The sequence below is a fragment of the Sphaerimonospora mesophila genome (genome assembly GCF_001417795.1).
Taxonomy (GTDB): domain Bacteria; phylum Actinomycetota; class Actinomycetes; order Streptosporangiales; family Streptosporangiaceae; genus Sphaerimonospora; species Sphaerimonospora mesophila.
Genome location: NZ_BCBX01000030.1, coordinates 106,644 through 123,265, shown reverse-complemented (window position 1 = coordinate 123,265; position 16,622 = coordinate 106,644). Strand labels below are relative to the sequence as shown.

Here is a 16,622-nt window from a genome sequence, read left to right as displayed (position 1 = left end):
GGACGGTAGTCACGACGCCGCCACCTCGTACACCCCGCGGGCGGGCTGCGTGAGCACCTTGTCCGCCTTCAGCTCGTTCAGGAGCCGGTAGGCGTGGGAGGGAGCGCAGATCCCCGCTTCCTGGATGTCGGACATCTCGATCCGGCCTTTCTCGACGGCGAGCTGCACCAGCGCGTCCCGGGCCGTCGCGTCGTCGGGGGCGCCCACGGGCTGCAGGGGAGTGACGCTCGCCGCTGCCCAGTCGTCGCTGTTGCTGTCGTGGAGGCGCTCCAGCTCGGCCAGCGCCTCCTGGTAGCCACGCTCGAACGCCTCACCTGTCCGGTCGTCCAACGGCGACCCGACCGGCACCTGCGCGAGGAACGCCTCCTCACTCATGAACTGAGTACGGGACGGAAGCTCGGACCCGCCGCCGGTCAGGACATAGCCCAGGCCGGTGGTCGGAAGAGTCTGAGCACGGTCGAAGAACTCCGGTAGTTGATCGGGGTGGACCTCGACGTTGCCCTTGCGGATCATCCGCGCGGTCTGCGCCGAAGCGACCCGCAAGGCGATGACGTTCCCGGCAATCAACTGGTCGCGGAGCGTGGAGAAGTCGTGGAACCCCTCGTCAACGCTGGGGTCCTGCGTCGCGACGGTCAGCTTGATCCACAGCTTGCGGCCTTCCTTCGACACATCGGTCAAGGTCTCGCCGATGCCCCGCGTGCCGAGAACCGTCCGGTGGGATGCCTCATCGACGACCGTGTGGAGGATCGGGTGCCCGTACTCCGGGCCCATCCGCTGCTCGCCGACCTCGCCCAGGATTTGCAGCCGCTCGTTCTTGGCCGCTTCCAGGCCGCGCATACCGGCGTAGATCTGCTCCGGGCCGAGGAACGACCGGGTGACACGAGGCAGGATCTCCTTGAAGCTGCCGCCGTTGTGCGGATCGAACAGCATGACCGCAGAACCGGAGATCAGCGACTCCCCGGCGATCAGACGCAGCACCGCGCTCTTACCGGCGCCGGGGCAGCCGACGAGCAGGTCATGCGGGACACCCCATCTCGGGGTGTACAGCACGTAGTACGCCCAGCCGGACCCGTCCGGGTACACGGACAGGGGGATGAGCCCTGTCGCGGGGTCAAGGCCGGGCCGCTGCCAGTTGATGACCTCGGCCAGAGGGTTACGCTCCAGCACCACCAGTCGGCCGCGGGTCTTGTACTGCTCGGGGTCCTGGTCGAGGTAGATGAGTGAGTCGGCGTTCGGCCGGTCGAGGGTGGCTTTGATGTCCTCCAACGCGAGCCGCATCGAACCGTAGGTGTGCCGCTGAGGGCCGCCGTCGATGATCCATGCGGTGCCGTTGGACCGGCCTTCGTGGTCGAAGATCGGCTCCGGGTCTTTGAGCGTGCTCCCGGCAAGTGCCTGGCCTCGCGCGCCGACATGACCGGCCCACTCCAGCTCATGCTCGTGTGGCTCGGCTGGAGCTTCGATCGCCGCCACAGGGGCGGGGGCGGGCAGCTCGGCCTTGGGCGCGACCCGGGCGACACGCTCGCGGACGCGGGGCCGGTGCAGCCACCACCACGGCGCGGCCAGCAGACTCCCACCGGTCACGAGCACGGACGGCAGCAGACTCTGCTCCATGCCCGTGCCTACAGTGGCGGCGGTGGCGGTCCACGCGGTCGCCGCGGCCAGACAGCCGCCAGCCCAGCGCAGCCGCCACGGCGACTTGCCCAGCCACGTGCGGACCCGCCCGACCGCTGTGCCGGCGACCACGACGGCTGCAGCGCCGCCGAACGCGACCAGCGGAGACGTCCCGTTCTCGTGCATACCGGTGGCCACAACGTGCAGGCCACCCATCACCGCGAGCGGGTAGAGGCTCTTGCGGGACGCCCACACAAGCGAGCGCGTCGCCTTGCGGAGCTCCCCACCCACCGGGGTCTTGTCCTGGACATCCTCGTGGGTCCCCTGAGGAGGGGTTGCGGTAGACGGCTCAGCGGGGATGTCGGTCGTGGTGTTCATGATGTGGTCCCTCCTTTCAGGGGACGGGCCGGGCAAGATCCGGCACGCGGGGCTGATCAGTGCTTGCCGTAGTAGCGGGTGGAGTTCGCGGCGCTCTTACCAGCGGAGGTGACGGCCTGCTGGATCGCGTCACCCGTCTTGCCCTGGGTGCGCTTGGCAGCGGTGACCGCTTCCTTCGCCGCTTCGACCTGCTGCTTGAGCTGGGATGCGGCCCTGCGGGTTTCCTCAAGGGAAATCACTGCACCGGCCCACCGGTCCATCACCTGGCCGGAGATCCCGACCTGGGCGAGCCCATCCACGGCAGCCCACGCGGCTTTCAGACTCGCGGTGATCTGCGCTTCGGCACGGGCGATCGTGTCGCCGGTGATGTTCACCGCCTGCTCGATCTTCCGGGAGAACGCCATTGCGTCCGTGTGCGTGCCGCCAGCGGGCGCCAGGCCCCCACCCGGTCGGGTGGTGCTGGGCGTGGTCCCGGAGCTGGTGCCGGGGATGGCGAGGTTCTGACCCATGTCGATCTCGGTCCTTTCTTCGACGGTGCTTTCGCCTGTGCGGGCGAGGACAGCTACAGCGGATGCCGCAGCCACCTCGGAGGGGACGATCGGCGGGGGGAACACCGGGCCGCCCGTCTGCGGAGGGCCGGGCTGCGGGACGGTCGGGGTGTCAGACTCAGGGGCAGCCAGCGCGGGGATCGGACGGCCGAGCGCGGGCGGCGGCGGAGTGTTCGGCCGGGTCCCAATGACCTCGACCTCAATCTCGAAGTCCTCGTCGCCGCGAGGTGCCCACCCTGGGGTGCCGTCCTGGCCAGTGCCGGGCGTTCCCTGCCGGGGAGTGTCCCAGCGGGGGCTCCCGTCCGAGCCGCCGCCGGCCGTGGTGTCGTAGGTGTCGTCGTCGTGGATGACGCTCTCAGGCTGCTCGTCGTCCGGGGCAGAGCCGGACGTACCGGGCCGGGCGGAGGCGGAGCGGTCTTTCCAGCTCCACCCCCTGCGGGCGCGGCTCTGGTCGTCACCGCTGCCACCGGTTGGGCCGGTCGGCGTGTCCTCGCTCCCGGCCCCGGCGGTGTCGGCCGCCTTCGGGTCGTCGGTGCGGCCAGTCACCTTGTCCCGGACCCACCGAGCTCCCGCTACGGTCGCCTTACCGGCACCGGCCGCCCCCGCCACCGCCGCCCACAACGGAGCGGACAGGTTGCCCTTGGCCCACTGCTGGGAGGCGTAGGCCATGCTTCCCCGGCGGGGAGCACCATCGGAGTCCTTAGGCGTCTTCGTGCGGGGGCGGGCCTGCTCTTCACGCTTCTCGGCCAGAGCGGTGACCGCTTCATGCGCGCGGAGCAGCGTGTACCCAACCACCCACGCCACGACGAGGAGGCTGATGGTCTGAGCGACGATGTGCTGCGCGGTCTCCACCAGGCCACCGCCCTACACCAGGCCGGCGAGCTGGGTCGCGAACCAGGTGTTGACGCCGCCGGACATGCTTGTCACGAAGGCGGCGAGGCCTCCGCCGCTGGCTGCGGCGACGATCGGCATGCCGAACGCGATGCCGTAGCTGCTGACCTTGATGCCGCCGCCGTCGAACATGTCGATGATGAACAAGATCACACCGGCGACCATCAGGGCGGTGAAGACCTTCAGCCCGGTCCCGAGGATGTCCACGTTGAGCCAGCCGATCAGGTTCGCGACCCAGTGCTGGGCCAGACCGAACCCGGCAGCGAACAACATGACCAAGTTGAGCCGGGGCAGGATCGCCTTCTTCGGGTCCACCAGCCACTTGAAGAGCTTGACGTTGTGCAGGCGACCCTTGGCGCCGTAATTGAGCGCCCAGTAGATCACCAGGAGAAGCAGGGAAACCGCTGCGGTAGTCATAACGTGATCACTCCTTTCACTGCTGTCCGGCCGACACGGCGGAGATGTTGTTGGTGACGATCCACACGCCCACGAAGAGCAGGGCAGCGCGGCCAGGCCGCTGCTGCATCCACCCGAGGGCGTAGCAGGCGAGGGTCAAAGCCAGCGCCCAGGTCAGGCCGTAGGCCACGTAGGCGACGGCGTGGAGGTTGTTGACGGCGGGGATTGAGGTGCGCAGACCCCAGCCGCGGCGCCCGTCCGGGCGCTCCTCACGCTGGTTGAGGTAGTAGTCGACCAGGTCGACCACGCTGGTGGGCTGCTCGCGCATCCACCGCATCGCCCACGGCCGGTTGCCGCCCCGGGCCTTGCGGGCCTGGGCATCGCCGCGGGCGGCCTGCACCCACTGCGCCAGCGGGCCCGGCTCACGCCTCTGCTCCTGGGGAGCGGTGGTGGGCTCGGCCGGCTGCGCGGGAACGTCTCCCGCTGCGTCTGCGGCGTCCGCCAGTTCGGGGTTGGGCGTCTCCTCGGTGTCCTGCTGGTCGGGGTAGGGGGTGCGGCCACCGCGGAACAGCGGAGGCGCAGTACGCGCCTCGCGGCGGCCGATCGGCATCACCCCCTCAGGGGCACGAAGGTCAGTCATGTCACAGGCTCCTAGGGATGCGATCGCTCTGGGCGATCAAGTGGTTGAGGGTTTCCAAGCCGATGGCCTGTGCCCTCTCGGCGTTGCTGGTGTTGATCAGCTCGGCCCGGAACAGACCGAACGCGACCTCCAACTTCTCAACGAGGCTGGGCGCGGCCTGCAGACGGCCGAGGTGGAACGCCTTACGGCTGGCCCGCCGGTCCTTGATCCGCTGCCGGGCGTTCGCCATCACGCACCCCCGCAGCGGGCGGAGGACAAGGTGGCGACGATCCGCGCCGCACGCCCCTCATGCCGGGCGTAGCCGTTCGGGTGGGCGGACCGCTGCACGGCCTGAGCCGCCTCAGTCAACGGCCGGGTCTTCCAGCGGGAGACCTTGACGAGCCGCGAGTAGAACCGGCGTGCTGAGACCGCGGGGTCTGTCCTCGAGCCGCCCCAGTGCGGGTGCTGCTGGAACAGGCCGACCGCGCGCCCACCGTCGCCGACCGCGTACCGGTTCAGGTTGGACTCCTGCAGCGTGGTCGCGATCGCGATGACCTGAGCCCGCTGGGGGAGCCGCATCTGGTCACCGACCCTGATCACCGCGCGGGCGCTAGACGCCTGCGCCGAGGACAGCCCGGCCCGGCACGACTTGCTCGTCTTGACCTTGGCCGACGCCATGGCGGTGGAGGCCTCGCAGGACTGGGCTGCCATCGGGATTGCTACCGCTGCGGCGGCGAGAGCGACCTTCACGAACATCAGGCATCTCCCCGACCGCAGGTGTCCACGTGCTGGAGCACCTCGGCCTTCGTCATGTAGTCCTTCTTGAATCCGCAGTTGAGGCAGGACACCAGGCCTGTAGCGCCGGGCTCTTCTGCACACAGAAAGCCGGAGACCACCCAGATGACACGGAAGTTGCTTCCGGGAATCGGGAAGCGGCTTCCGCTGAAGTGGTACTCGTCGCGGAAGTTGCGGGGCCGGTAGATGTAGCACTCGCCCTGGTCGATCACATGCACTCCGACCGGCTTCATCTTGGGACGCATGCGGTAGCGGATCTTCTTCAGGAACTCGTCAAGCCACGAGGACATCAGGCACCTCCACCAAGCAGGGCGGCGATTTCGGTGTCCATGTCCACCGACGCCAGCTCGGCGTCCGACGGCACGATCAGTCCGGCCAGGTCCAGGAACTCGGTTACGTGCTCCCGGTAGGCGAGCACCTCGAACGGGTAGGCGTCCTCCTGCCGGAGGGTGAGCACCAGCAGGTGGCCGGCCGTCTCGTGCGGGCGGACCTGCACGTCCCCCACACCCGAGGGCCGGGCGAGGCCGTCCTCGAGGAGTTCGCGGGCGAACCGGTAGGTCACCGTCGGCTCCCCGCTGTCGCGCAGGAACGTGAGGGTGACCGCGTGCGGGTCGGCACCGGTGTAGGCCAGCGTGACCGGGATCAGCACGGTCGGGTCGTCACTGGCCCAGACGGCGACGGGGTAGGAGATGGCGGGGGCGTTCACCGGGTCACCTCGCCGAACTCGTGGTACACGTCGGCGGCGGTGGCGGAGTGGCCGTTGACGCACCACCAGTGGACGGGGCCGCCGTCGAGGGTGACGGTGAGGCCCTTGGCGGCGCAGCGGGGACACGTCGGCGTGCGGCGGGTCATCACGCGGTCACCGCCCCAGCTCGTCAGGCTCGGCGTAGAAGCACAGGATGTTCCCGTTGGTTCGGAACCTGTTGTCCAACTTGCCGATAGCCCAATTGAGCAACTCGAACCGGGACGTCCCAGGCCGGACGGTCACCGTGTCGGAGAAGGTGACCACGCCCAGCCCTTCGGACAGCGGCTTCTGCATGGTCAGGATGACGAGGTACTTCATCACGCGGTCACCGCCTCGGCGAGCAGGTCGTCGAGGATGTCCCACGCCGCGTCACGGCGGGCGCGGGCCTCTTCGGGAGACTCGTTCGGCAGGGAGCGGACGAGCAGCCCGGGGAACATGTAGGCCAGGGCGGCGGCCAACTGGTCGGGGGAGACCGGCAGGCGGCGGCGGGGGGTGAGGTTCGATCGCAGCATCACCGGTCACCGGCCCTGCTTGCCGTTGCTGCCCTGCTGGGCGGCGTCGGCCTGATTCGCGCGGATGAGCTGGAGCGCGAGCCGCTCCATCTCCTTCTCGTGGTCGGTCAGCTCCTGCTTCATGCCGCCACCCCCGTCGCGGGGTCGGTACGGCGGGCCAGCATGTACGCCAGGCCGATCATCAGCGCCTGAGCCTCGTCCTCGGTCATGTCGTCGATGCCGTGCCAGGTGCTGCCGAGGACCGAGATGGAGGTACGGCTGTCGGCGTATGCCATCTGGACCTCGACACCACCCATCGTGATGGGCTCGGCCTCGCACACCTCGTGCTCGCCCTCGACCGAGCACCACGAGATGCACCCCCGTGCGGGGGCCAGGTGCAGGTGCCGGCGGACCCGGCCGTTCTGCCGGACCGCACAACGCGTGCGGGATGGGCTAGTAGCCTGAGTCACGGATACCTCCTCATTGATGTGGGTTGGGATTCCAGGGGCCTGTCGGTGAGGCGACCAACCAGACGCCGACGGGCCCTTCTGCGTGTTTGGGGCGGTCATCACGTCACCTGCTCTGCCTCGCCGGCCGTGAGCCAGGCTGAGGCGTACTCCTCGAAGTCGACGCGCTGGCCGTGCTCAACCGTCCGGATGAAGCCCTCGATGAACGCTCGCGGGATTCCCCATGAGCGGCCAAACCTCGCGCCGGGGAACCGGCCCTCACGGAGCCCCAAGTAGAGGTACTCCTTCGAGCGGGCGAGCATCCTCGCTGCGTCCGGCACTGGCATGAGCGGCTGCGTTCTGCAGGTGCATGTCGTGGTCACCGTGGCGTCACGACTCTTGATTGCGCTTGCGGTTGCCATGCCAGCCATGCTGAACTATGCCAGTATGGTTTGTCAAGGCGAACGCAGAGAGTGGATTGGAGGAGGCCCATGTGCTGCACTTGACGCACATTGCTGTGCCAAGTAGACCAGGAGATTCGTTGAGCCACCCGATCGGTTCGGCCTTCTACCTCAAGCTCGCAGACGACCTGCGGTCGCAGATCTCGGCGGGTTCCATCGAAGTGGGCAGCGCCATCCCATCGACAGCAGACCTAGCGCAGAGCTATGGCGTGTCCAGGACGGTGGTGCGAGAGGCCGTGAAGCTGCTCCGTAATGAAGGGCTGCTCCAGGGCCAGCCCGGCAAAGCCGTCTACGTGATCGCCAAGCCCCAAGAAGTCGAAGAAAAGCGCATCACGCTAGAAGACCTGGCACAACAGGTCGCCGGCCTCAGGGAGGACGTCCGCGCACTCAACGAGCGCGTTGGCGCTGGCCGCGAGGACAGAGATCTCACCGCCGAGGTGATCGAGCTGCGGAGCCTCGTGGAGCAGCTCTACCAGCGCCTCGGACACAACACGCCCAACAACAGACAGACCGCCCCCAAGCCGCGACGGCGCGGCACCGGAACATGACCCCACGAAAGCGAGGATGACGGTGCTTGAGCGAAGCCAAGTCGTTGACCTGCGCACCCGCTCCACGTACCAACCGGACTGCGCCAGCCTTGCCCGAAACCGGCTGGTCATGACCCGTAACAGCCTGGGCTACACCCACGGCGAGTTCGCCGCGCTCCTGACCCAGATCGTCGGCTGGCCAGTCTCTCCCGAAGCTGTCGAAGCATGGGAGACGACCGTGGTCCCCCCTGGCGACGTGCTCATCGCCGCGACCACGGTGACACCGGCACCGGCCGACCGACTCGGCGTGCGATCCCACAAGTTCATCGCCGCCTACATCGGAACCGATGCCGTGAAGCGACTTGCGGGCAACGCGGTAGGCGGCGCCTCACCGGGGCTCGATAGCCGCTCGCTACCAGTCGAGCACCCGACGGGGGCGTGCCAGCTCCACCTGTGGCCCTTCGGTGTCGCGGTCTTCCATCTCGTCGAAGACCTCGACCTGCCCGACATCGCGAACCTCGCGCTGTGGAGGTACCGCTCCTACGAGGCGAACCTGTCCTGGGCCACCGACTACCTGAGGTCGGCGACCGGCCTCGGCGATGTCGCTGCGTCCTACGTGCTCAGCCTCTACTGGCTGCACTCCCCGCCATGGTCAGGCCGCGTGCTCGACACCGCCGTACGACTCATGTGCGCCCCACGGATCCTTGTCGACCGCGACACCGACAGCGACGACTGCCTGCCACTCGCCCAGCAGGCCGAACGGTCCCTGCTCGCCGAAGGGTTCGACCACCAGGAACTCCGCGGGTTCGGTCTCAACGGCGTGTCCATCGGCTACGCCTCCTGGTCGGGTGTGGCCTACCACCCGATCGACCCGGCCCGGTCCCTCACCGAATACGAGCTGGTCACGTGCGAGCTCGCCGTCCAGTCGATGTGGGCCTACTGCGAGCACATCAACGGCCGAGTCGAACAAGGCGAGGACCCGTCGGTGGCCGACGGCTTCGGCTGGAACTTCCTGCGCGCGGCCCGTTCCCGACTAGCGAACCCCCGCCCGCAGGAGACAGGCCAGCACCGCTCGATGCGGGACACGATCCTCGAGACCAGCGGACTCATGGGCCATCTACAACAGGCAACCGAAACCCTTCGAGAGACAGGAACGAAATGAGCGAAGTCCCATCCCGGGACGGATCGGTACTCGTGGTCGTCGACGTCCAGAACGGATTCGTCCGCGAGGAGTCAGCCCACGTCGTGCCCGTGATCGCAGGACTCGTCTCCCGCTGGCAGACCGCCGGAGGGAACGTGCTGTTCACCCGGTACATCAACTATCCGGGATCGCCGTTCGAGCGGCTGGTTCGATGGTCGGAGTGCATGGAGTCCCCGCAGATCGACATCGTGGACGAACTCCAGCCGTACACCGAAAAGGCCATCGTGATCGACAAACGCGGCTACGGCCTGTTCGCAGACTCCGCCGGTGCGGCCCTCGTCGCTAAGCGCGGCTGGCGGGACATCTACGTGTGCGGCATCGCCACCGAAAGCTGCGTCCTAGCCACCGCCCTCGGCGCGTTCGAAGCCGATCTGACCCCATGGCTGATCGAGGACGCCTCAGCCAGCCACGCAGGCGAGCACGTCCACGACGCCGGCGTGCTGGTCACACGTCGGTTCATCGGCGAGAGGCAGATCATCAGGGTCGCCGATATCCCCGGCGGGCTGCTGACCGCTCCAGCGGAGTGCGCCATGTAGACACCCCGTTAACCGACGAACGGCGGCCCTCAGGACCGCCGTTGCCGCCGGAAAGGTGTGCGACCACCTGACCGGATGGCGTCTCACTTCACCCTCTGCACGAGACGAGGAGACCAGGTGAGCGTACCCAACGCTGCCCACGGTGACGAAACACCCCCCGCACTGGACCTACGACTTCCCGAGCAGCCTCGCCTCGACGGCTGGAACCTGATCATTCCGCTGAGCGAATTTAGGCGCACTGACACCTTGCGCCGCGCGATCGAGGCCATAACACCGTTCATCCCACCGCCGGTGTCGGAAGTCCCATATGAGTACGTGGACACGGGGAGGTATCGGATGTACGTCCGGGACCAAGCTCGTGAACAGACAATGATCACCGTCGCCACCATCGTCGCAGCTCTGCTCGTGGACGCGATGAAAGAGGTCCCGTTCGGTTGCGGGGTCCCCACACTGGACGCCGACGGATGGGTAGAACGCGCCGCGAGGAGGTACGGCGCCCCCAGCGACTTCCCCACGTGGAACCAACCCCAGGCACCCAAGAACCTCAACCCCGAGAAGATCCCCGCAGGGCACTTGAAGCTGCACCGCATCGCCGAACGCGACGGCGGATGGCGCTGCGCACACTGCGGCATCGGCCTGATCGACGTCTGCACCGACGACGACATCGAGTACGACCAGAAGGGCCACCGGTACGTCAAGCCCGGTAGCCACCGTGTCATGGCGACAGTAGACCACCAGGTTCCGCAGTCCCTTAACGGTTCGCACCAGGTGCGCAACCTCGTGTTGTCGTGCCAGCCCTGCAACTCCAGTCGAGGGGCGCGCGTCTGATGGCCATCGAGTCGAACCACAGCGCCATCCGCCGCATGCGAATGCGCGGCGACCACTTCACGCAGGTGTCCAACGACCTCGCCCGCGACCGGAGGCTTAGCCGCCGCGCCCGGGGTCTGTTCGTGGAACTCGCCTCTCATAAGGAGGGGTGGAAGACCAGCATCGCCAAGCTCGCCGAGAACGGCCCCGAGGGCATCCACGCCATCCGTGTCGCTATCTCCGAGTTGGAGAAGTACGGCTACCTCGTACGCGTCCAGGTCCGCGATCCGAAGACTAGGCAAGTCGTCGGCACCGAGTACTGGATCACTGACTGCCCGGAAGAGCATATCCCCAGCTCAGATCCACTGTCAGAAAAGTGTACGACGGCCCCCGAAAACGATCCTCCCAGCTCAGAGCCACTGTCAGAAAAGCTGTCATCAGCTCAGCCGACGACGGATGAGCTGATATCAGCTGAGCTGATGTCGGAGGATCGCACGCCCTATAAGAAGACCATTCCTCAGAACACCAAAGAGAAGAAGACCACCCCTTCCCCCCTGCCCCCCGTCGATACAACGCCTCCCGAGCCGCAGCTGCCACACCGCAACGGGGAGGCGGAGGACCTTCAAAACGACCATCAAGCAAAAGCCGACCGGCTCGTGCAGTCGCTGCCGTGGCCGCGCCAACCCGCCGTGACTCAGCGGAACCGCCTAACCAAGCTCGTCGCCGCATGCCTGGCACGCGGCTGGACCGTGGAGACCTTGCAGCCCGAACTCGTCACGAACCTGAGCGGAGCGCAGAGCGTCTACGCCGTCTGGACGGCACGCCTACGGGACCTGCCCGATCCACCCACGGAAGCGGCGACAGGTCCGCAGACGCTCCCGCCTCGCTGTGACGACCCCCGCCACGACCCGGCCATGCCCGCCGACCGGCACCTGTACGACGAGGAACGCCGGCCGTCGATCTGCCCTCGCTGCCACCCCCGAGCGCTGAGAGGAGTTCCTGCATGACGGTCGAGACAAGCGCGGCACCGTCCGAGGTTGAGATCGAGACCGAGGCTGCTGTCCTCGGCGCGGTCCTCGCAACCCCCTCGCAGGCGTACACGCTCATGGAGCGCCTGGCGGTGGAGGACTTCGCCCGGCCGATCCACCAGGTCGTCTACCGGCTGATCCTCGATGTGGCCGCCGAGGGGCACGAGCCGGGGTTCCTCGCGCTTTCGCAGGCCGCCCAGCGGCAGCACAACGTCATGGTGCTGCGGTACCTGCCCGAGCTCGTCACCCGCGGCCAGCTCGTCACTCGGGGCCAGTTCGACACCCAGGTCGCCGAGGTGTCGGGCTACGCCTACATCCGCCGCATGTCCCGCCTCGGCCTCCGCCTGGCGCACCTGTCCGCGGGGGCGGGCCTCGACGAGATTGAGGCGATGCGGGACCAAGCGCGGGCCCTGCTCGACCAGGCCGGAAGCCCGGACGTGGAGGACCCGGATGCGGTCACCTGGGACGAGCTGTACCGCCGCAGCATGGAAGCCGCGGAGAACCCCACAGCGGTGGCGGTGGTGCCGGTGCCATGGGTTGACCTCGCCGAGCTGCTACACGGCGGTCTACGCCCGGGAAACGTCATCGTGGTGGGTGCCCGCCCGGCCGTCGGGAAGAGCTTGGTCGGCACGGAGATGGCCCGCTATGCCGCGATCAAAGGCGTCAGAACGATGCTCGTCACGCTGGAGATGGACCACCACGAGGTGTCCGCCCGGCTGATCGCCGCCACAGCCAAGGTCGAGCTCCGCAAAACCCTCACCATGACCGAGCGGCGGGACGTCCTAACGGACGCCGACTGGGACCGTCTCGCCAAGGGCTACGCGCTCGCCGCCGAGGCCGGGCCGCTGCTGACGGTCGTCGACCCCAGCACAGCGTTCACCGTCGCGAGCCTGGAACGGCGCCTAGTCGCGATGCAGCGCAAGGGCACCCCGTACGGCTTCGTTGTGCTCGACTACCTCCAGCTGCTGAAGAGCCTGGGAGAGAAGGCGGAGAATCGGCAGGCCGAGGTCCAGAAGATGTCCCGCGACATCAAGCTGCTGGCGAAGCGGTTCGGCATCCCGATCGTCGTGCTGGCCCAGCTCAACCGCGGCCCCGAGCAGCGCGCCGACCACGTGCCGATGATGGCCGACCTCCGCGAATCCGGCGGCCTGGAGAACGACGCGAACGTGGTGATCCTGCTCCACCGCCCGGACGTCTATGACAAGGAGTCCCCGCGAGCAGGCGAGATCGACTTCATCGTTGCGAAGAACCGCAACGGCCCCACGGGGACCGTGACAGCCGTTTTCCAAGGCCACTACGCCATGATCAGCAACTTTGCCCCCGAAAGCTGACCACCCGCACAGGCCCGACAGTCCCCCAACCCAGGAGATCCTCGTGACCGAAACTGATCCCTACGGCGCGACCTTCCAGCACATCGAACTCATCGCCCGGAAGATCGACAAACTCATGCAGGCCCAGCTTGACGCCGAACGGCAGGTGCTCCACCGGATCAAATGCGACTACGCCGCCGGCAAGCTCAACTTCGAGGAGTTCCTCGACATCTACACCCGCTACCGCAGCTTGATGGTCACGCCAGGGTTGGACGGCAAAGAGGCCCACAGGCACCAGCGGCCAACGATCACCGCGCTCTGGAACGAGGCCATGCCAGTCCGCTACAACTCGATGTACCAGCAGAGCGCAGGACGCTTCAGCAAACGGTACGAGCAAAACGAGGACGGCTTCTGGTCCGGGCTTGCCGATCTCGAACCCCACGACCCGCGGCCACGAGACGGGCAAGCAGTCGTCTACGTCCTCTTCGACCGTCTGAACGAGCCCTGTTATGTCGGCAGCACGTCGAGATTCAAGACCCGCCTCGATGCGCACTACCACGGCAAGGGGCAGGCAGGGCAGGCGAGGAAGGACTTCGCTCGCTGGGTGGCCTACCCCTGCACTGACCGGGAGGCCGCCTACCAGCTCGAGGATCGCCTTCTGAAGCAGTACAAGCCATACCTCAACAAGAAGGCCAGCAGATGATCATTCCGGAACGTACGGACCAGTGCATCCCCACCGGACACGACCTCAAGGCGTGGTGCGACACCGAAGCCCGGCCTCCCCGGCCGATCGGCCTGACCTGCACCCGCTGCCAGTCCTGGTGGCCGATCGCAGTCAGCCACTACGTGGTGTTCAACCACGGAGGTAGCCCCCGCGACGACGTCGGCCACACCATCGACGGTCGGCATCTCGACCGGACACGCTGCGGCAAACGGCTGACTCCCGGAACGTGGACGGCCAAGCGCTGGCCGAACCTCGGCTGCACGGCCTGCATGCCCCGACCCGTCCAGCCCGCCGGCGCCGTGACGCTCGACGACGTGGCCGCCGCAACCGAGTCCGACGAGCAGATCGGGCTATGGCAGGACGTCCAGTAACAGCAGCTGTTCGTCGCTTTGTCGACCCCCGAATTTCATCTCTTCGAGGCGACGGGAACATGCCCCTTGTGACGACTATCCGGACTTGTCCATGCTTCGTACCGTGGCGTTCAGCGGCACCTTCCCGGACTCTTGGCGAGGGGACTCCATGGGGCTCAAGGCGCTGGTCACACGGTGGGTCGAGGAATGGGCAAGCGACGAGTTCGACGCCCGCGTAGACGCGCGGCTTCAGGCCTGGGCTGGCGCAGAGCTGAAGGAGCAGATCGGCGCGTACTTCGACGCCGCGTTCCGGGAACAGTTCGACGCCCTACCCAAGGCCGACCTGAAAGAACTCCTCGACGCGTACTTCGACGCGAGAGCAGACGACTTCATCGGAGAGAAGTTCGACGCCAGGTTCTTCACCTGGGCCGACTGGTGGGCGGACAAGAATCTACGACAGCGGCTCGACGACCACTTCGACACCCGACTGACTGGGCGGTTAGACACGCTGGTACAGGCGCGGGTCGCTAACCGAATCGATGATCGGATCGACCGGCGGATCGGACAGTGGATCGCCAACAGCCGAGTGCAGGCTCATGATGATGTGGAGCCAGCAACGGCCGAGCCAGCAGAGGACGATCCAGCGCAGGGGGCCGACAAGCCTGGCGGCTCGCATCCTTCGGCTTCGTCGGAGGATGCGGGGATGTTGGTCACAGCGGCAGACCTGGCCCGGATGCTGCGCAACGGGAAAGTCAGCGCGCGCCGAGTGCGGGAGTTGCTGCGTGGGCACGAGGTCGTGCCGGGGCATCCTTACCGCTACCACTTGGGAGATGCTGCGGCGCGGGTGTTGCTCCGTAGAACCCGGGGAGCGAGCCGCAAGCGTCGGAGGCGCCCAGAAGTGTGACGGGGACGGCTCAACTCGGTGGCGCGGTCGGGTATGCCCGCGGCGCTCCGAAGTCCACGGCTATCAGGATCAGGGTACGAGGGCGATGTCATTCGAACATGTCAGCGAGTGCCGGAGTGGCTGCGCTGAGTGCAACCTTCCATGATCCGATATCTATTGCGATTTTCGCAACCCCAACGTAGAATCTTCTCATGGCCGGGGAGAAGACCGCAGGGCGAGTGCGCCAACTGATCACAGACAGTGGCCTCACGCAAGCAGAGTTCGCCGGCAGGGCGGGCCTGGACGCATCCAAGATGTCAAAATCTCTGTCCGGTGTCCGGCGATTCACATCACTGGACCTCGCACGCATAGCTGATCTTTGCGGGGTCACCGTCGACTGGTTGCTGGGCGCGGACCCCATAACACCATCAATGGCTGCACGCACAGCCACGTCTCCACTGTCCTCCGCTGATGCCGCCATCAGGGAAGCAGAGCGTCTCGCCCAGATGCGTGCTGACCTCGCATTTCTCGGTTACCGACAGGAAATACCGAGCTTTGAGCTGACTGGCGGGACAGCGGTAGAGCAAGGCACGAACTTGGCGGTCAGCGCTACCGAGTACGCCCTCAGCAGGCAGATCGCACTCTGGAAGAGCCGAGACTTGGCCAAGGCCGTCGAAGACGCGTTCGGAGTGGACGTCCGAGTGCACAAACAGCCGGACGGCTTTGACGGAATGTCTTGGACCGATGACTGCTCGGCATTGATCGTAGTGGGAACATCCGAGATCCCAGCACGTCAGAGATTCACCATCGCGCACGAGCTAGGTCACCTCCTCGCCCGAGACGATCAGAAGCTCAACGTGGACGTGAACATCAATGACGTCGAGCACAAGAAGCAGGCATCAGAGAAGCGGGCGAATGCGTTCGCCGCAGAGCTGCTTCTACCCGCGCGGGTGCTGCAAGAGCAAACAAGGGGTGCAAGTTGGAACCGGGAGGCGTTCGCCAAGCTGGCTTGCCGGCTCTGGGTTTCCCCAAGCACCCTCGCCTGGAGGCTGTTCAACCTCAGGATCATAGATCGCAACCTTTGCGAGTCATTCCGTACAATGACGGCGTGGGATGCCGCGTTCCTGGCCGGAGAGGTGGAGTCGCTTGGCGAGTGGCTCCAACAGGCATCGCGGTCCCGGATTCCCACGCCGCTAGTCCGAACCACCTTCCAGGCGTACGCTGAGGGGAAATCCACACTCCGCCCGTTCGCGGACCTGATTGGCGTTGATACGGCCACGCTTCGGCAGGCGATCAACGACATGAGAGAGGACTCTCCCCTCGCGTCATGACCTGGTACTGGTTCCCCGACAACACGGTTCTGTGTAACTTCGCCGCAGTAGATGAGCTTCAGCTTTTACGCAGAATCTTGCGGGAGCGCGGCCGTTGGACTGAGGCAATCGCTTACGAGGTCAGCAGGTCTGCGCAGTTCTATCCAGACCTGCGAAGTGTCGCCTCAGACGGCTGGCTCGGGGAACCCATCGAGATTGACATCGATGACGCACAACAGGTCGAACGTGTGCGACGGGCGGTCTTCAACGGTAAACAGCAGGAGCCGCTGAAGCATCTTGGCGAAGCTCAAACTTGCCATGTGATCCGCAACTGGCCAGCGTATGCGGGCTCGTACTGGATCACAGATGATTACGATGCTCAGGAGTATGCCCGGAACATCGGGATCACGACGCGGGACACAGCGGAGCTGATCAGTGAAGGCGTGAACGATGGATGCTGTTCGCGGAGCGAGGGCTATAAGCTTCTCCAGCTCATGCAGCAGCGCGGCCGGAGTGTGCGAGTTCCCCGAAGCCAGGCGAACCTCTGACCTCCTTGGCCAGTTTC

Annotated in this window: 24 protein-coding genes; 11 read left to right on the top strand and 13 right to left on the bottom strand. The window is 66.5% G+C overall.

What is annotated here, in order from left to right:
• Positions 1–9: 9 nt before the first annotated feature.
• From AP234_RS00735 to AP234_RS00680, 13 genes are all read right to left on the bottom strand, one after another.
• On the bottom strand, positions 10–1,989 hold the full coding sequence (locus AP234_RS00735) for an ATP-binding protein (protein ID WP_152990160.1): 1,980 nt from the start codon (positions 1,987–1,989) through the stop codon (positions 10–12).
• A 56-nt stretch (positions 1,990–2,045) separates the two neighbouring features.
• Complete coding sequence (locus AP234_RS00730; protein ID WP_055477548.1) at positions 2,046–3,389, bottom strand: hypothetical protein; 1,344 nt, start codon at positions 3,387–3,389, stop codon at positions 2,046–2,048.
• 12 nt (positions 3,390–3,401) lie between these two features.
• Entirely contained in the window at positions 3,402–3,845 is a 444-nt protein-coding gene (locus AP234_RS00725) for a hypothetical protein (protein WP_055477547.1), read from the bottom strand.
• 16 nt (positions 3,846–3,861) lie between these two features.
• Complete coding sequence (locus AP234_RS00720; protein ID WP_152990159.1) at positions 3,862–4,464, bottom strand: hypothetical protein; 603 nt, start codon at positions 4,462–4,464, stop codon at positions 3,862–3,864.
• A gap of 1 nt (position 4,465) precedes the next feature.
• Positions 4,466–4,693 carry a hypothetical protein gene (locus AP234_RS00715; protein WP_055477545.1) on the bottom strand — a complete coding sequence of 76 codons (228 nt, stop codon included), beginning with the start codon at positions 4,691–4,693 and terminating at the stop codon, positions 4,466–4,468.
• Complete coding sequence (locus tag AP234_RS00710; RefSeq protein ID WP_055477544.1) at positions 4,693–5,199, bottom strand: hypothetical protein; 507 nt, start codon at positions 5,197–5,199, stop codon at positions 4,693–4,695. The genes AP234_RS00715 and AP234_RS00710 overlap by 1 nt, the downstream gene beginning before the upstream one ends.
• Positions 5,199–5,528, bottom strand: a complete 330-nt coding sequence (locus AP234_RS00705) for a hypothetical protein (RefSeq protein ID WP_055477543.1) — start codon at positions 5,526–5,528, stop codon at positions 5,199–5,201. The genes AP234_RS00710 and AP234_RS00705 overlap by 1 nt, the downstream gene beginning before the upstream one ends.
• Positions 5,528–5,944: an SsgA family sporulation/cell division regulator gene (locus tag AP234_RS00700; protein WP_055477542.1), complete on the bottom strand. Its 417-nt coding sequence runs from the start codon at positions 5,942–5,944 to the stop codon at positions 5,528–5,530. The genes AP234_RS00705 and AP234_RS00700 overlap by 1 nt, the downstream gene beginning before the upstream one ends.
• Complete coding sequence (locus AP234_RS36930) at positions 5,941–6,090, bottom strand: hypothetical protein (protein ID WP_160330349.1); 150 nt, start codon at positions 6,088–6,090, stop codon at positions 5,941–5,943. The genes AP234_RS00700 and AP234_RS36930 overlap by 4 nt, the downstream gene beginning before the upstream one ends.
• A 7-nt stretch (positions 6,091–6,097) precedes the next feature.
• A complete protein-coding gene (locus AP234_RS00695) occupies positions 6,098–6,301 on the bottom strand; it encodes a hypothetical protein (RefSeq protein WP_152990157.1) in 204 nt (67 codons plus the stop codon).
• On the bottom strand, positions 6,301–6,495 hold the full coding sequence (locus AP234_RS36925; RefSeq protein WP_055477540.1) for a hypothetical protein: 195 nt from the start codon (positions 6,493–6,495) through the stop codon (positions 6,301–6,303). The genes AP234_RS00695 and AP234_RS36925 overlap by 1 nt, the downstream gene beginning before the upstream one ends.
• 119 nt (positions 6,496–6,614) lie before the next feature.
• Complete coding sequence (locus tag AP234_RS35760; RefSeq protein ID WP_152990155.1) at positions 6,615–6,944, bottom strand: hypothetical protein; 330 nt, start codon at positions 6,942–6,944, stop codon at positions 6,615–6,617.
• A gap of 98 nt (positions 6,945–7,042) precedes the next feature.
• Positions 7,043–7,342 (bottom strand): helix-turn-helix domain-containing protein, encoded by a 300-nt coding sequence (locus AP234_RS00680; protein WP_152990154.1) that lies wholly within the window; start codon positions 7,340–7,342, stop codon positions 7,043–7,045.
• Between the two features lie 119 nt (positions 7,343–7,461).
• On the opposite strand from AP234_RS00680, the gene AP234_RS34160 reads away from it, so the two are divergent.
• The 11 genes from AP234_RS34160 (at position 7,462) to AP234_RS34495 (ending at position 16,605) form a co-directional block, all read left to right on the top strand.
• Entirely contained in the window at positions 7,462–7,929 is a 468-nt protein-coding gene (locus AP234_RS34160) for a GntR family transcriptional regulator (RefSeq protein ID WP_063842719.1), read from the top strand.
• Positions 7,930–8,038: 109 nt separating this feature from the next.
• On the top strand, positions 8,039–9,070 hold the full coding sequence (locus AP234_RS00670) for a hypothetical protein (protein WP_055477537.1): 1,032 nt from the start codon (positions 8,039–8,041) through the stop codon (positions 9,068–9,070).
• Positions 9,067–9,645 (top strand): isochorismatase family cysteine hydrolase, encoded by a 579-nt coding sequence (locus AP234_RS00665; protein ID WP_055477536.1) that lies wholly within the window; start codon positions 9,067–9,069, stop codon positions 9,643–9,645. Before AP234_RS00670 ends, AP234_RS00665 begins: the two co-directional genes overlap by 4 nt.
• A gap of 117 nt (positions 9,646–9,762) precedes the next feature.
• Complete coding sequence (locus tag AP234_RS34500; RefSeq protein WP_160330348.1) at positions 9,763–10,473, top strand: HNH endonuclease; 711 nt, start codon at positions 9,763–9,765, stop codon at positions 10,471–10,473.
• Positions 10,473–11,459 carry a helix-turn-helix domain-containing protein gene (locus AP234_RS00655; protein WP_055477534.1) on the top strand — a complete coding sequence of 329 codons (987 nt, stop codon included), beginning with the start codon at positions 10,473–10,475 and terminating at the stop codon, positions 11,457–11,459. The genes AP234_RS34500 and AP234_RS00655 overlap by 1 nt, the downstream gene beginning before the upstream one ends.
• Positions 11,456–12,811: a DnaB-like helicase C-terminal domain-containing protein gene (locus tag AP234_RS00650; protein ID WP_055477533.1), complete on the top strand. Its 1,356-nt coding sequence runs from the start codon at positions 11,456–11,458 to the stop codon at positions 12,809–12,811. Before AP234_RS00655 ends, AP234_RS00650 begins: the two co-directional genes overlap by 4 nt.
• 43 nt (positions 12,812–12,854) lie before the next feature.
• A complete protein-coding gene (locus AP234_RS00645; RefSeq protein WP_055477532.1) occupies positions 12,855–13,493 on the top strand; it encodes a GIY-YIG nuclease family protein in 639 nt (212 codons plus the stop codon).
• Positions 13,490–13,885 (top strand): hypothetical protein, encoded by a 396-nt coding sequence (locus tag AP234_RS00640; protein ID WP_055477531.1) that lies wholly within the window; start codon positions 13,490–13,492, stop codon positions 13,883–13,885. Before AP234_RS00645 ends, AP234_RS00640 begins: the two co-directional genes overlap by 4 nt.
• 148 nt (positions 13,886–14,033) lie before the next feature.
• Positions 14,034–14,768 (top strand): hypothetical protein, encoded by a 735-nt coding sequence (locus tag AP234_RS00635; RefSeq protein ID WP_152990153.1) that lies wholly within the window; start codon positions 14,034–14,036, stop codon positions 14,766–14,768.
• A 191-nt stretch (positions 14,769–14,959) separates the two neighbouring features.
• Complete coding sequence (locus AP234_RS00630; RefSeq protein ID WP_083501657.1) at positions 14,960–16,078, top strand: helix-turn-helix domain-containing protein; 1,119 nt, start codon at positions 14,960–14,962, stop codon at positions 16,076–16,078.
• Positions 16,075–16,605 (top strand): hypothetical protein, encoded by a 531-nt coding sequence (locus AP234_RS34495; protein ID WP_083501656.1) that lies wholly within the window; start codon positions 16,075–16,077, stop codon positions 16,603–16,605. Before AP234_RS00630 ends, AP234_RS34495 begins: the two co-directional genes overlap by 4 nt.
• Positions 16,606–16,622 lie beyond the last annotated feature (17 nt).

What these genes read in the sequence shown, in the direction of transcription:
- AP234_RS00630 (WP_083501657.1), top strand. Translation starts at nt 14,960, where the DNA reads ATGGCCGGGGAGAAGACCGCAGGGCGAGTGCGCCAACTGATCACAGAC.
- AP234_RS00735 (WP_152990160.1), bottom strand. Translation starts at nt 1,989, where the DNA reads ATGAACACCACGACCGACATCCCCGCTGAGCCGTCTACCGCAACCCCT.
- AP234_RS00665 (WP_055477536.1), top strand. Translation starts at nt 9,067, where the DNA reads ATGAGCGAAGTCCCATCCCGGGACGGATCGGTACTCGTGGTCGTCGAC.
- AP234_RS00695 (WP_152990157.1), bottom strand. Translation starts at nt 6,301, where the DNA reads ATGAAGTACCTCGTCATCCTGACCATGCAGAAGCCGCTGTCCGAAGGG.
- AP234_RS00650 (WP_055477533.1), top strand. Translation starts at nt 11,456, where the DNA reads ATGACGGTCGAGACAAGCGCGGCACCGTCCGAGGTTGAGATCGAGACC.
- AP234_RS36925 (WP_055477540.1), bottom strand. Translation starts at nt 6,495, where the DNA reads ATGCTGCGATCGAACCTCACCCCCCGCCGCCGCCTGCCGGTCTCCCCC.
- AP234_RS00635 (WP_152990153.1), top strand. Translation starts at nt 14,034, where the DNA reads ATGGGGCTCAAGGCGCTGGTCACACGGTGGGTCGAGGAATGGGCAAGC.
- AP234_RS00670 (WP_055477537.1), top strand. Translation starts at nt 8,039, where the DNA reads ATGACCCGTAACAGCCTGGGCTACACCCACGGCGAGTTCGCCGCGCTC.
- AP234_RS36930 (WP_160330349.1), bottom strand. Translation starts at nt 6,090, where the DNA reads ATGACCCGCCGCACGCCGACGTGTCCCCGCTGCGCCGCCAAGGGCCTC.
- AP234_RS00640 (WP_055477531.1), top strand. Translation starts at nt 13,490, where the DNA reads ATGATCATTCCGGAACGTACGGACCAGTGCATCCCCACCGGACACGAC.
- AP234_RS00705 (WP_055477543.1), bottom strand. Translation starts at nt 5,528, where the DNA reads ATGTCCTCGTGGCTTGACGAGTTCCTGAAGAAGATCCGCTACCGCATG.
- AP234_RS00680 (WP_152990154.1), bottom strand. Translation starts at nt 7,342, where the DNA reads ATGGCAACCGCAAGCGCAATCAAGAGTCGTGACGCCACGGTGACCACG.
- AP234_RS34495 (WP_083501656.1), top strand. Translation starts at nt 16,075, where the DNA reads ATGACCTGGTACTGGTTCCCCGACAACACGGTTCTGTGTAACTTCGCC.
- AP234_RS00715 (WP_055477545.1), bottom strand. Translation starts at nt 4,693, where the DNA reads ATGGCGAACGCCCGGCAGCGGATCAAGGACCGGCGGGCCAGCCGTAAG.
- AP234_RS00720 (WP_152990159.1), bottom strand. Translation starts at nt 4,464, where the DNA reads ATGACTGACCTTCGTGCCCCTGAGGGGGTGATGCCGATCGGCCGCCGC.
- AP234_RS00710 (WP_055477544.1), bottom strand. Translation starts at nt 5,199, where the DNA reads ATGTTCGTGAAGGTCGCTCTCGCCGCCGCAGCGGTAGCAATCCCGATG.
- AP234_RS00725 (WP_055477547.1), bottom strand. Translation starts at nt 3,845, where the DNA reads ATGACTACCGCAGCGGTTTCCCTGCTTCTCCTGGTGATCTACTGGGCG.
- AP234_RS00655 (WP_055477534.1), top strand. Translation starts at nt 10,473, where the DNA reads ATGGCCATCGAGTCGAACCACAGCGCCATCCGCCGCATGCGAATGCGC.